This is a genomic window from Pseudaeromonas sp. HNCC25DJ180, from assembly GCF_055413345.1.
Window position 1 is genome coordinate 1 of sequence record NZ_JBVAYF010000018.1, and the last position, 13,814, is coordinate 13,814.

At 53.2% G+C, this 13,814-nt stretch carries 9 protein-coding genes; all 9 read right to left on the reverse strand.

Annotated features, from left to right (window positions below; genetic code table 11):
• Window positions 1-284 precede the first annotated feature (284 nt).
• Window positions 285-2,210, reverse strand: a complete 1,926-nt coding sequence (locus tag ACZYTD_RS15315) for a bifunctional diguanylate cyclase/phosphodiesterase (RefSeq protein ID WP_463893331.1) — start codon at window positions 2,208-2,210, stop codon at window positions 285-287.
• A gap of 3 nt (window positions 2,211-2,213) precedes the next feature.
• Window positions 2,214-2,897 carry a transglutaminase-like cysteine peptidase gene (locus ACZYTD_RS15320; RefSeq protein ID WP_463893334.1) on the reverse strand — a complete coding sequence of 228 codons (684 nt, stop codon included), beginning with the start codon at window positions 2,895-2,897 and terminating at the stop codon, window positions 2,214-2,216.
• A gap of 4 nt (window positions 2,898-2,901) precedes the next feature.
• A complete protein-coding gene (locus ACZYTD_RS15325) occupies window positions 2,902-3,504 on the reverse strand; it encodes an OmpA family protein (RefSeq protein WP_463893336.1) in 603 nt (200 codons plus the stop codon).
• Between the two features lie 12 nt (window positions 3,505-3,516).
• Window positions 3,517-4,779, reverse strand: coding sequence for a TolC family outer membrane protein (locus tag ACZYTD_RS15330; RefSeq protein WP_463893338.1), 1,263 nt, complete (start codon window positions 4,777-4,779; stop codon window positions 3,517-3,519).
• A 56-nt stretch (window positions 4,780-4,835) separates the two neighbouring features.
• Window positions 4,836-6,224 carry an HlyD family type I secretion periplasmic adaptor subunit gene (locus tag ACZYTD_RS15335; RefSeq protein WP_463893340.1) on the reverse strand — a complete coding sequence of 463 codons (1,389 nt, stop codon included), beginning with the start codon at window positions 6,222-6,224 and terminating at the stop codon, window positions 4,836-4,838.
• Entirely contained in the window at window positions 6,217-8,361 is a 2,145-nt protein-coding gene (locus tag ACZYTD_RS15340) for a type I secretion system permease/ATPase (RefSeq protein ID WP_463893342.1), read from the reverse strand. The genes ACZYTD_RS15335 and ACZYTD_RS15340 overlap by 8 nt, the downstream gene beginning before the upstream one ends.
• 285 nt (window positions 8,362-8,646) lie before the next feature.
• Window positions 8,647-9,723 (reverse strand): class II fructose-bisphosphate aldolase, encoded by a 1,077-nt coding sequence (gene fbaA, locus ACZYTD_RS15345; protein WP_463893345.1) that lies wholly within the window; start codon window positions 9,721-9,723, stop codon window positions 8,647-8,649.
• Window positions 9,724-9,850: 127 nt separating this feature from the next.
• Complete coding sequence (locus ACZYTD_RS15350) at window positions 9,851-11,014, reverse strand: phosphoglycerate kinase (protein ID WP_463893347.1); 1,164 nt, start codon at window positions 11,012-11,014, stop codon at window positions 9,851-9,853.
• A 447-nt stretch (window positions 11,015-11,461) separates the two neighbouring features.
• Window positions 11,462-13,456, reverse strand: a complete 1,995-nt coding sequence (tkt, locus tag ACZYTD_RS15355; RefSeq protein WP_463893349.1) for a transketolase — start codon at window positions 13,454-13,456, stop codon at window positions 11,462-11,464.
• Between the last annotated feature and the right edge of the window lie 358 nt (window positions 13,457-13,814).

A 13,814-nucleotide genomic window follows, 5' to 3' on the forward strand; every position in this document is an offset into this window, starting at 1 on the left:
GCCACCCCAAAATCGCTCATTTAAGCGTAGACAGGGATAAGCAAGAGTTCCGTATCAAAAATGAACGACGGTTTCATCAAAACATCGCCAACGATCGCAACAAATAGAAACGTATGGTTAACATTTCCTTTGTTAGTGCGTAATGACTAGGGGCGCTAGCGCACAAACTGACGATTGCAAGCCCATCAACGAGTCCATTACTTCTGATATGACGACAAGAAAAGGCATTGCAGAAAGGGAAAGAAATAGGCCACCCGAAAGTGGCCTATTCGTAGGGTATAGTATTAGATAAGAGTAGTGGGAGGAGAAATAAAGCCTTGATATCCATCGACAAATAATTTGGATAGCGCTTGAACCTGTTCCTGATTTTCTACGCGAGTTGCAATGGTCACCACCCCTGCATGGTGCGCCGTCCGGCACACGGCCGAAAGAAAGGCCTGATCGCCCTCGTCCTTGAGAACCATGCTGGTATAACCGTGATCGACCTTTACATAAGAGGGTCGTAGCGTTTCCAAATAATCTAACGACTGGAAATTCCGGCCATACTGATCAACCCCCCATGAGAAGTCATGCCGTCTGAGTACCGCTAACAGCAGCTCAACTTGCTGGCGGGAGTGAACTATGGCCGACTCAGGCAACTCAAAAAACAGTTGTTCGGCCAACTGCAGATGATTGGCTAGATAGTCATCCAACCAGGCGACAAACTGGGTCGAAGAGATAGAGGTCAACGTCAGATTGATGGCTAATTTGAGTTTTCGGTTTGCCGTAAGCCGCTCAGAAACAGAGTGCAGCACATGCTTATCGAACTCGGCACCCAGCTTGAACTGCTCCAATGCCGACATGAATTGCCCGGCAAAATAGTCTTCACCATCTTTATGGATCGACGTGAACAATTCGGCATGGTATTGCTGACCTGTGGCCAGCATAATCGCAGGCTGGCTCTTGAAGCGGAACAAATTCTGCTGCAAGGCTAGCTCCAATAAATTACGCCATGCTATCCGCCCCAAGCCATCACTCTTATCATGGCGAGCCATCACAACGGCCCCCTGGCGCTCACTGCGAGCACGTCGAAGAGCACTATCGGCTTTCGTTAGCAGCGAAGATAAATCGTCATCTGCCGCCCGCTCGGCAATCCCCACCACAGAGATGGGATGCTCCTGCTCTATCGGATTAACCACCAACTCCGCAATGGCCCGGTTAACCTGCTGACCAATATCGTTAAGCTCTGCGTTTTCAATACCAGGCAGTAAGAGGGCATACTCAGTAGCTGAGATGCGAGCCAAGGCATGCCCCTCATAGGGCCGCAGCACGTCAGCTAAGGTAACGGCGACTGATTTGACCATATTATCGCGCGCACCAAAGCCGTCATCCCGATAAATATCATCCAGAACATCTACCGCTACCAACATCACGCCACCCTGCCCCGACTCGGCGATCCAGGCATTGACCTGCCCCATGAAGTGAGCTCGGTTACCCAGGCCTGAAACCGCATCACGGTAAACACGCTCGCGTAGATGCTCGGTAGCCTCGGCCTGCTCTTTGAACTGGTTGGCTAGTTTGGCGGTTAACGTATTGATAGATAAAACTACTTTTTTTAGCTCAGTCGTTTTGGGGAGTGGAATAGCATGACCAAAGTGGTGTTGTTCAATTTCTACCGCTTGGGTAGAGATCTGCTCGAGCGGTTTCAACAGATAACGTAATGCTTGCATCAACAGCAAGGTAGTAACGAGGAAGGCAGTAAAAAACGAGATCAACAGCTCTCGCATGCCACGCCATAACTCGTAATAGGCCTGACCTGGATTACCTTCCACATCCAGTTGACCTAATTGCAACCAGCCTGAAGTTAAAATTGATTCAAATTTAACAGGTTCAAACAGCTTTAAGTTAATAAACCAATCTGGAACCCCCTCAATCTTCGAGGTGTTTTCTTTCACAATCTCGCTATTATCAGCCAGCATTTTCAGTCGGAATCGCTGATAGAAGCCACCATCAAATGCCGCATTTATCACGGATTCTGCGCCGACCTTATCCGCCGTTTCCAGATAGGGCGTAAGAGCCAGACCAACACTATTTGCCGTACTGGTCACAGAGAGGCTTAACTGCTGGGCCAAATAACTCCTGGTAGAGTTAAATTGCACCAAATAGGCAGCGACAAACAAGATGGCGAACAGTGCCAACATGGTTGCCAATAGTTGTCTGTATAGAGTCATATATTAATCATCCAGATGTAATTTAGGCTGCTTAAGTTTTTGTCCTGAAAAGCGGCTCTGCAGATCTGTCCATAATTTTAACCGGGATGAGCTGCCAGCCAACTGACCTTGCCCTCGCGCTTTCATTAACCAGAGGTGAGAGCCGTTAAAACTGAAGACTGGCACCAAATCCCTGCGCTTGGTCGCAGGTTTGATGACACCATCGATATTATCAAGGATAAGCGGAACGGCAGCAGGAGAGGGGTAATATGCGACAACCATATGAAATTGTTGATAGCTTAGCGCCTTAACGTAGACCATTCGCATTTTTGCATCCGGAATGCCCAGTTCAAGCAAGGTAAAATACTTGGCAATACTGTAATCTTCACAATCACCTGCTGCTGCCCCCAAAAACTCTAAGGGAACGGCCCAGTAATCATTCATACCCCAGAGGCTATAATCATCAATAAATTGTAGCCTATTGAAAAAACGATTTACTTCAGCCAGGGCTTGCGACTCATGCCAAGATTCACGCTTGCCCCTAGCCACTAAGTCACGCCAATTGGTGGTACGTACTCCAGCTCTGACACCGTAGCTGTGCCTGGCTGCAGCTATCGTTTGTTCATCTGCTGCAGAATGCGGTTCAGCCGCAATAAGCATGGGGATCAAAATGACCCCCATACTTATCAGACCGAACCAGCCACGCATAAGATTAGAAACCTTTCGATACGCTAAACACGGTCCATTTCCTTACTAACTCTGAGTTGGTTGCAGCCAGTGAGCCCACTACGCGTCGATTGGCACTATGAGCCTGTTCATCTTGCCCCAGCACAGCGGGATGTGTGGCCGCAAAAGGCTTCAAAATCACTCGGTCGGCGGCAATGCCATGCTCAGAGACCATAATGTGTTTGACCGCAGCGGCACGACGTAGAGACAAGGCTTGATTATGTTCGTCCGTCCCCACTTGACTGGCATGGCCTTCCATCACCAGCGTCATATCGGTATGGCTGCGCATAAAGGTCGCCATGCTGGCAATGTTGGGGAAAAACTCCGGTTTCACCACATCTTTGTCATGATCAAACAACACATGCAGATCTTGCACCGTATCTAGGGCCGACTGAGTCGGGCAACCATCATTATCCACCAAGCTACCTAACTCAGTGTCAGCACATTTATCACGCGCATTGATGACGCCATCACTGTCCTGGTCTTTCAGATCGGCAACCTGATTTACCTTATAGTGCCCCTCATCTACTACAGAGGAACAGCCAGCTAACATTAAGATGCATAAAGCAACCGTAGCGTAACGATTCATAGCAATTCCTCCTTATTTTTTCTGCTCTTGCCAGTTATCGGGTTTCACCACACGTAAACTATCCAGCAATTTACCGGTCGCATTCAGGATCCGGTACTGAGCTTGCAGTTCATCGTAGTCAGCCCCGATATAATTCTTTCTGGCTTCAAACAATTCATTTTCGGTATTCAACACATCCAACAAGGTGCGTTGGCCCAGGGTAAATTGCTGTTTGTAGGCTTTAACCGTCTGGTTGCTAGACTCAACATGTTGTTGCATGTAGCCTTTTTGTTGCTTCAGTGATTCTCGAGCCTGCCAAGCCAACCGAGTACCCTCTTCCACCTCACGATAGGCATTCATATGAATGTCTTTAGCCTGAGAAGCCAAGGCTGCAGTAGAAGCAGAACGGGCATCATCCGCGCCACCATTGAACAGGTTATAGCGCACACGCAACATGGCACTCAGCTCGTCACTGTTCCCCTCTGCACCATTGGCATCGTCATACCAGCTTTGACCTGCCTCAATCGATACTTTCGGATAGTAATTAGCCTTGGCGCCCTCGTGCTGATAATTGGCCGCCTCAATATCTTGCAACGCAGAGAGCAGCACCGGGTTATCACTGGTCGCTTTCTTTATGGCCTCATCCAGATTGGCTGGAATTGTGGTGGCATCAGGCACGGGTTGTACCAAATTCTCCGGCTCTGAATTGACGACTCGAATAAATTGAGCCCGAGCATCATCCAGATTATTTTGCGCAGCCGCCATATTGGAATAGGCTTGAGCCACACGCCCCTGGATCTGGGTCAAATCGGCCGTTGACCCTACGCCTGAGGTCGTACGTTTGGAGATGTCACTCAATATCTGTTCGTGAGTCGCCAAGTTATCCTTGGAGAGGGCGTAGATCTCTTCCTGTTTCAGCATGGCCAAATAGACTTCTGCCACACGCAGAGCAGTATTTTCCGCGGTCGAGAGCACGGAGAGGCGCTGAGCCTTAGCCTCGGCATCGGTCCGGTCCACATTGCTACTGGTATCAAAACCATCAAACAACATCTGCCGCAAACTTAGCGATAAGTCTTTGCGCGTGAGCGAGCTGGTATCATCTGAACCAGCGGGAGTGATGCGCTCAGGCCCAATACCTGCAACTGCATCTAGCTTGGGCATATACCCCGCCTTGGCCTCATCAATCTGATGCTGACGGGAGAGATAGAGATCGTAAGCTTCCTTGATCTTCGGGTTACTTTGCAAAGTCTGCGATACCGCCTGCTCTAGGCTCTGGGCATTAGCAAACTGCGTCATGCAACCGATCACGAGCGCTATTACTGTTTTCTTGTTCATTCCTTAAACCCCCATCTTTATCTTTCACGCAGAGCTGTGTACCTAGCTCTCAGTATAGGTTTCAAAATGTAATCCAGTACGCTCTTTTTCCCAGTAATGATGTCCACATTGGCCATCATGCCCGGAATGATAGGCAGTGGTTTACTTGCATCCCCCAAGAAACTCTTATCCGTTCTGACTCGAACCAGATAGAAAGCATTCCCTTTTTCATCCTGGATAGTGTCAGCACTGATATGCTCCAGCGTTCCTTTCAAGCCACCATAGATGGCAAAATCATAGGCTGTTATCTTAACTACGGCGGGTAACCCAGGCCGGAGGAAGGCAATGTCTTTGGGTAATACTCGAGCCTCGACTAACAGGTTATCCTCAAGCGGAACCACTTCTACCAAATCCATACCCGGTTGCACAACCCCCCCCACCGTATTGACCTTGATGGTTTTGATGGTGCCTTTCACCGGCGAGAGCACGCTGGTCCTGGCTACGCGGTCTTTTAAGCCGACTTGCCCCTCTGTCAGTTGTTCCAGTTTATTTTGCTTATCTTCCAACTCATTTTGGCTATCCACCCGAAACTTCAAGGCGATATCCACCCGCTTGAGGATCGCCTCTTTGAGAAACAGATCCTGCTTGGGCAGTAACAAACGGGTATTTTCCAGCTCACCACGCATATCATTTACCTGACGCTCCAGCTTGATGAGTTCGACCTGGGGCACAATCCCCTCCTTGGCTAACGGACGGTTCAGGCTCAGCTCTTGGCTAGCCAAATCGACGCTGCGACTCAGGGTGCGGATCTTGGCGTTGATCTCGATGATCTCGCTCTCCTTCTGCTCTATCTGCTGAGTCATGATGAAGAGCTGGTTCCGCAAATTGTTGAGGCTCTCATCCCGAGCACTGGTTTGCCGTCTGGCATACTCGGGAAAAACTTGGGCGTAACCCTCAGGGAATACTATCGGCTGCACAGTAATAGCGATCTGTTCACGCCAGGGGCGCTTGCTCTCGGCCAACACCTTGACGCTAGCCATCTCAGCCATCAGACGCGCCACATCCCCCTTGAGGCTGACCAGCTCTTGCTCACGTTCACGAAAGTCGGAGCGGAAGCGGGTATCATCGATACGCATCAACTCCTGGCCAATCTGCACTATGTCCCCCTCGTGGACAAAGACCTCTTTGACAATACCGCCCTCTAGGTTCTGCACCACCTGCAACTGACGCGAAGGGATCACCTTGCCCTGCCCCGATGTCACCTCATCCAACTGCGCCCAGGCCGCCCAGATAATGGCCACAATGAAAAAGGCAAAGCAGCTCCATAGCAGGATCCGCGCGCGAGTCGGGGTGTTGAGCAAGACAGCAGCCGTACCGTCATCGACAAACTCCAATTGCTCATGTCGTGGTAATGTCGGTTTATTCATCGCTAGCCTCTCTCACCCGGATCCGCCCCTCTTTCAGCATCTGCAACACCTCAAGCCGTGGACCATCGGCCACTATGGTGCCGTGATCCATCACAACCAGCCGATCCACCGCATCCAGCATAGTGGTTCTATGGGTGATGAGAATGAGGGTGGTATGTTTGTCCAGTCGTGCCAGCTCCTCCTTCACCAGGCTCTCAGAGCGGTTATCCATGTTGGAGGTCGGCTCATCCAGGAGCAGTATGGGCGGATCGGTCAACAGCGCCCGGGCCAGCGCAATCGCTTGCCGCTGGCCACCGGAGAGCAGACGCCCCGCCTCCCCAACTTGACGCTCCAGACCGTTAGGGTCACGACTGGTAAACTCGGTCACCCCGCCACGGCGAGCTGCGCGTAATACCCGCATATCATCAACCAGCGGGTGACCGACTATGATGTTGTCTCTGATCGTGCCAAAAAACAGGGTGATATCCTGAGGTACACAACCTATGTTGCGCCGCAAGACCGCAGGGTGGATCTGGGCCAGATCGTAACCATCCAGCCGAATGGAACCGCTCTGAGGGCGATAGAGTCCCAGCAACAGCTTCTCGAGCGTGGTCTTGCCCGCCCCAACTCGCCCTATGATGGCGACCTTCTCACCGGGCCGGATCACCAGATTAATATTGTGCAGCGACGCTTGCTCAGACTCTGGATAGTTGAAGGTCACCCCTTCAAACTCAATATGGCCATTGAATACCGAGTGCTGAATATACTGGCGGCTATCCTCCTGCTCACTGGGGCTATCCATGATCTTGCCGATGAGCATCATGGCCGACTTGGCCTGGTTATAGCGGGTAGAGAGTACCGAGAGCTGCACCAGCGGCGAGATGGCACGACTGGAGAGCATCACGGCGGCTATCATGCCCCCCATGGTGATGCTGCCCTCAGAGATGAGGTAAACCCCCAACACCACCAGGGCTACAGTGGCCATCTGCTGGGCAAAGCTGGCCAGGGTGGCGACCCGATTGGTAATGCGCCGAGTTTCAATCCCCCAAGTGGACATGTGGCTGACCGCCTGCTCCCATCTATGCTGGAAGTTGCTTTCAGCCCCGAAAATTTTCACTGCCTCCAAGCCAGCGATCCCCTCGATCAGGTTGGCATACTTCTGCGAGGCTAGCCGCGACCCCTCTTCAATGCTGGTCCGCAACGGCTCCTGGATGTAGAGGCTGTAAGCCGTCAGGATCAGGATAGCGACCAGAGGCACCAGCACCATGGGACCGGAGAAGATCCAGATGATAAACAGGAAGAAGAAGGCAAAGGGCAGATCGATCAGGGCTGAGACGGTCGCCGAGGTAAAAAACTCGCGGATCGACTCGAACTCTTGCAGCTGTTTGGCAAACGCCCCGGTGGACGCGGGCCTGGCCTCCATGCGAATACCCATCACTTTGGAGAAGATTTTGGCAGAGAGCAGGACGTCAGATTTTTTTCCAGCAATATCAATAAAATAACTGCGAAGCTGTCGCATGGCAAAATCAAAAACACAGACAATAGAGACACCGATCGCCAGCACCCAGAGAGAATCAAATGCCAGATTAGGCACTATCTTGTCGTAGACATTCATGGTGAACAGGGGGCTGACCACAGCGAATAGATTGATCAGGATCGAGGCTACCAACACATCACGATAGATGGGAGTCGACTCCAGCAAGGTGCTCCAGAACCAATGGCCAGCGCGGGTTTCCAATACCTTGGGCGAGCGGGCATCATAGCGAAACTGTTTCTTGAGTAGCAGCGTGGTGCCAGTGTACAGCTCCGTCAGTTGCGCTACCGAAATGGTCTGTTGCTCACTGCCCAGCAAGGGCAACATGACACAAGCCTCATCCTTGGCCACATCCAGCGCCAGCAGCACACACGCCCCCCCCTCTTTTTGCAACAGGATGCAGGGCAAGAGTAGCGGCGATATAGTCGGCAGCGCCATGCTCTGGGCCTTGGCCGTGAAACCAGCCCGTTCAGCCGCCCGGGGAAACAGGGAGGGCGTCAAAATGCCATCAGTCAGCGGCAAACCGGCGGTCAAGGCTTCTCGACTATTAGGCACAGCATAATATTTGGACAGAAATACCAGACACTCGAGCAATTGATCTGTTTTGTCCTGAGAGACATCCATTACGACTACAACTCCATCTTGGCTCTGGCGACGACTGACAGCAAGCTGAGAAAAAAGCAATAAATCCATTTCTAGAACAATAGTTTAGCACCTGCCAAACAAACAAGAACACTATATCAAAAAGCCAGCTGAGAGTCAGTTGCCACCTTTGTTTAAGTAACATTTCACTAACATCCACAAATATCGACGGTTTAGCCCCATGAAATACAGATAAAAAAACACCGACAGCAAGCTGTCGGTGTTTTTTAGCATCTCAAACTACCCCTAAGGGTAGCCATGTTGAGATTACAGTACGTCGATGGCGTTCAGTTCTTTGAAAGCCAGTTGCAGACGGGCGATCATGGACTCTTGGCCCTTACGCAGCCATACGCGCGGATCGTAGTACTTCTTGTTCGGCTTGTCGGCACCTTCTGGGTTGCCCAGCTGACCCTGCAGGTAACCTTCGTTAGCCTTGTAGTAGTTCAGCAGACCTTCCCAAGTTGCCCACTGGGTGTCGGTGTCGATGTTCATCTTCACCACGCCGTAGCTGACAGAATCCTTGATTTCCTGAGCGGTAGAGCCTGAGCCACCGTGGAATACAAAGTTCAGAGTCTTGGCAGGCACACCGTACTTCTCGGAAACAAACTTCTGGGAAGCGTCGAGGATGGACGGAGTCAGCTTGACGTTACCTGGCTTGTAGACGCCGTGTACGTTACCGAAAGAGGCAGCGATGGTGAAACGCGGGCTGATCTTCAGCAGACGCTCGTAAGCGTAAGCCACATCTTCAGGCTGGGTGTACAGAGCAGATTGGTCCATGTGGCTGTTATCCACGCCATCTTCTTCACCGCCGGTGCAGCCCAGTTCGAGCTCCAGAGTCATGCCCATCTTGGCCATGCGAGTCAGGTAAGCACAGCAGATGTCGATGTTCTCTTCCAGAGACTCTTCGGACAGATCCAGCATGTGGGAGGAGAACAGCGGCTTGCCAGTTTCAGCAAAATGCTTTTCACCCGCATCCAGCAGACCGTCGATCCACGGCAGCAGCTTCTTGGCCGCGTGGTCAGTGTGCAGGATCACCGGAACACCGTAGTATTCGGCAACAGCGTGAACGTGCTTGGCACCAGAGATGGCACCCAGGATAGCGGCTTGTTGACCTTCCAGCTTCAGACCCTTACCGGCCATGAAAGCAGCACCACCGTTAGAGAACTGAACGACAACCGGAGCCTTGGCGTTGGCAGCAGCTTCCAGAACGGCGTTGATGGAGTCAGAGCTCACCACGTTTACGGCTGGCAGAGCGAACTGATTAGCCTTGGCAATTTCAAATACTTTTTGTACGTCGTCGCCAGTGATCACGCCTGGTTTAACAAAATCGAAAATCTTAGACATTTCTATGGTCCTATCGAGTTTTCGGTGCCGGTCACCAGGTCACCGAAGAAGTTTCAAAGAGGTTTTTACGTCCCTGTGGAACATAAGGAACGAAGAAACGGGAGGTAGTGCCTCCCGTTTATTGGGCTTAGCCCTTAGCGCGTTCTTCCAGGATAGCAACCGCTGGCAGAACCTTGCCTTCTACGAACTCCAGGAAGGCGCCGCCGCCAGTGGAGATGTAGGAAACCTTGTCAGCGATACCGAACTTGTCGATAGCAGCCAGGGTGTCACCACCGCCAGCGATAGAGAAGGCCGGAGAGGCAGCGATCGCTTCGGCGATGATCTTGGTGCCTTCAGCGAACTGGTCGAATTCGAACACACCAACCGGGCCGTTCCACAGAATGGTCTTGGCGTTCATGATGATGTCAGCCAGAGCCTTGGCAGAATCCGGGCCGATGTCGAAAATCATGTCGTCATCAGACACATCGGCAACAGACTTAACGGTAGCCGGAGTGGTTTCGGAGAATTCCTTACCAACGACCACATCGGTAGTAACCGGAATGTTGGTCTCGGCAGCCAGCTTCTTGGCAGTGTCGAGCAAGTCGTGTTCGCACAGAGACTTACCAACATTGTGGCCAGCAGCGGCGATGAAGGTGTTGGCGATACCACCACCCACAACCAGTTGGTCAGCGATCTTGGAGAGAGATTCCAGAACGGTCAGCTTGGTAGAAACCTTGGAGCCACCAACGATGGCAACCATAGGACGCTCAGGCTTCAGCATGGCCTTGCCCAGGGCATCCAGTTCACCAGCCAGCAGCGGGCCGGCACAGGCGATCGGCGCGTACTGAGCCACACCGTGGGTAGAACCTTCGGCGCGGTGAGCAGTACCGAAAGCGTCCATTACGAAGACGTCACACAGAGCGGCATACTTCTTGGCCAGCTCTTCGGTGTTCTTCTTCTCGCCCTTGTTGAAACGGCAGTTTTCCAGCACAACCAGTTCACCGGCAGCGACTTCAACGCCATCCAGGTAATCCTTGGCCAGACGAACCGGGCAGGACAGAGCGTCTTTCAGATAGTTGACAACCGGCAGCAGAGAGAACTCTTCGTTGTACTCGCCTTCGGTCGGACGACCCAGGTGGGAGGTGATCATCAACTTGGCACCCTTTTCCAGGGCCAGCTTGATGGTGGGCAGAGTGGCTACGATACGCGCATCGGAGGTAACTTTACCATCCTTAACAGGTACGTTCAGGTCAGCACGAATCAGTACGCGCTTACCAGCCAGGTCCAGGTCGGTCATTTTGATCACAGACATATTCAGTCCTCTATGGATTTTCAGACAAAACAATGAGCCTGTTTTTCCCGAGTTGCCTTGGCTTGCCCGGGTGGCCACTTTTATCACAACCTGGCATCCCGCCAAGGTTTGCTGGCCAACCGCCGTGTCAACACTAGAGTGACACCACGGTAAAAAGAGGGAGGAGAGCAACGCCGTCTCTCGTCGACAGCGCGGCATTCTAGCCGGTGGAGCTGCCATTGCGTCTTGACGCATATCAGGCCAGGAGCGAAAAATCATGCCCTTGATGAAATGTGATCGACAACCACATTGGCATAAACGATTTTCTACTCACGTCACAGACGCAAGTGAATGCGGCTCCAGGCGCAAAGAGTTTACTGTGCTTGGGCGGCAAAGGCGATAGGCAGAGGGGAATTTATGCAAAAAAAACGGGAGCCTAAGCTCCCATTTTTGTATCAGGAATGTAACTTAGAACAGGGATTCGGCCTGGGCTACCACGTTCTCGACGGTGAAGCCAAACTCCTTGAACAGCAGTTCCGCTGGCGCAGATTCCCCGAAGGTATGCATACCGACAATCTTGCCGTTCAGACCCACATACTTGTACCAGTAGTCGGCGATACCCGCTTCCACGGCCACACGACGAGTCACGGCTGACGGCAGCACAGACTCCTTGTAGTCGCTGCTCTGGGCATCGAACAGATCGGTAGCAGGGATGGAGACCACACGCACCTTACGACCCTTGGCTTCCAGCTCGGTGGCGGCGGCCATGGCCAGCTCCACTTCGGAGCCGGTGGCGATGAGCAGCAGATCCGGGGTACCCGCCGCGTCTTTCAACACGTAGCCGCCCTTGGCCACATTGGCCAGTTGCTCAGGAGTCCGCTCCATCTGCGCCAGGTTCTGGCGAGAGAAGATGAGTGCAGTCGGGCCATCTTTACGCTCAATGGCGTACTTCCAGGCTACGGCAGACTCAACCTGGTCACAGGGGCGCCAGGTGCTCATGTTGGGGGTCAGACGCAGGGAGGCGATCTGCTCCACCGGCTGGTGCGTCGGGCCATCTTCACCCAGACCGATAGAGTCGTGGGTATAGACGAAGATGGAGCGCTGTTTCATCAGGGCCGCCATCCGCACCGCATTACGGGCGTACTCCATAAACATCAGGAAGGTCGCGCCGTAAGGAATGAGGCCACCGTGCAGGGTCGCGCCGTTCATGATGGCGGACATACCAAACTCACGCACCCCGTAGTGCATATAGTTGCCGGAGGCATCGGTCGGCGTGATGGACTTGGAGCTCTTGTGGATGGTCAGGTTGCTCGGCGCCAGATCGGCGGAGCCGCCCAGCAGTTCCGGCAGCAGGGCACCAAAAGCATCCAGCGCATTCTGGCTCGCCTTACGGGTGGCGATCTTGGCCGGGTTGGCCTGCAGATCGGTGATGAACTTGGCTGAATCTGCCGCCCAGTTGGCAGGCAGCTCGCCAGCCATGCGACGCTCGAACTCGGCGGCCAGCTCAGGGTGGGCGGCGCGGTAGGAGGCCAGACGCTCGCTCCACTCACGCTCCAGCACTTGACCATCGGTCTTGGCATCCCACTGCTCGTAATAATCAGCCGGGATTTCAAACGGACCATGGTTCCAACCCAGGAATTCGCGGGTGGCGGCGATTTCGGCAGCGCCCAGCGGCGAGCCGTGGCAATCGTGAGAGCCGGACTTGTTCGGTGAACCAAAGCCGATCACCGTCTTGCAGCAGAGCAGTGACGGCTTGTCGGTCACGGCACGAGCCGCATCGATGGCGGCCTTGATCGCCTCGGCGTCATGACCATCAACACCGCGCACCACATGCCAGCCGTAAGATTCAAAGCGGGCGGCGGTGTCATCGGTGAACCACCCTTCCACATGACCGTCGATGGAGATGCCATTGTCATCCCAGAAGGCGACCAGCTTACCCAGCTTCAGGGTACCGGCCAGGGAGCAGGCTTCGTGGGAGATCCCTTCCATCATGCAACCATCACCCATGAAGACATAGGTGTGGTGATCGACCACGTCGTGACCAGGACGGTTGAACTGGGCGGCCAGGATCTTCTCGGCCAGCGCCATGCCCACACCGTTGGTGATGCCCTGACCCAGCGGGCCCGTGGTGGTTTCTACGCCCGGCGCATAACCATACTCGGGGTGGCCCGGCGTGCGGCTGTGCAACTGACGGAAGTTCTTCAGATCGTCAATAGAGAGATCGTAACCTGTGAGGTGCAACAGGGAGTAGAGCAGCATGGAGCCATGACCGTTGGAGAGAATGAAACGGTCGCGATCCGCCCACTTCGGGTTGGTCGGGTTATGCTTGAGGTAATCCCGCCACAACACCTCGGCGATATCCGCCATCCCCATGGGGGCACCTGGGTGGCCGGAATTGGCTTTTTGCACGGCATCCATACTTAACGCACGAATGGCATTGGCTAACTCTTTACGAGATGGCATCTGTAACTCCTGGGTCTAAATTGCTCTATTGCTCTGTGCCCGTTTGGGAGGCGTATTCTCCCAAACACCCCTTGGCTGCGCAAATACTATCTCAACGGCTGTTTTTTACACTGCGCGCCCGGCGTTATCACCCAAGCCGCACTATGCTCAACATCGAGCCTCAACATACCGCTCAACAGCGAGCGGCAAAATGGCCGCCACCGCCCGCCGCCAGGCCGATCAGCCGCTGTGGCCCCACCGCTCTCCCTTTCTTTTATAAGGGTATTTCTGCGCTCCGTGGCCTGAGCCTGACCTGGGTACCAAATTTTTACTGGTAATGCCGGCGCGGCAAAAATAGAATAGACGTCCAGATGTGGAT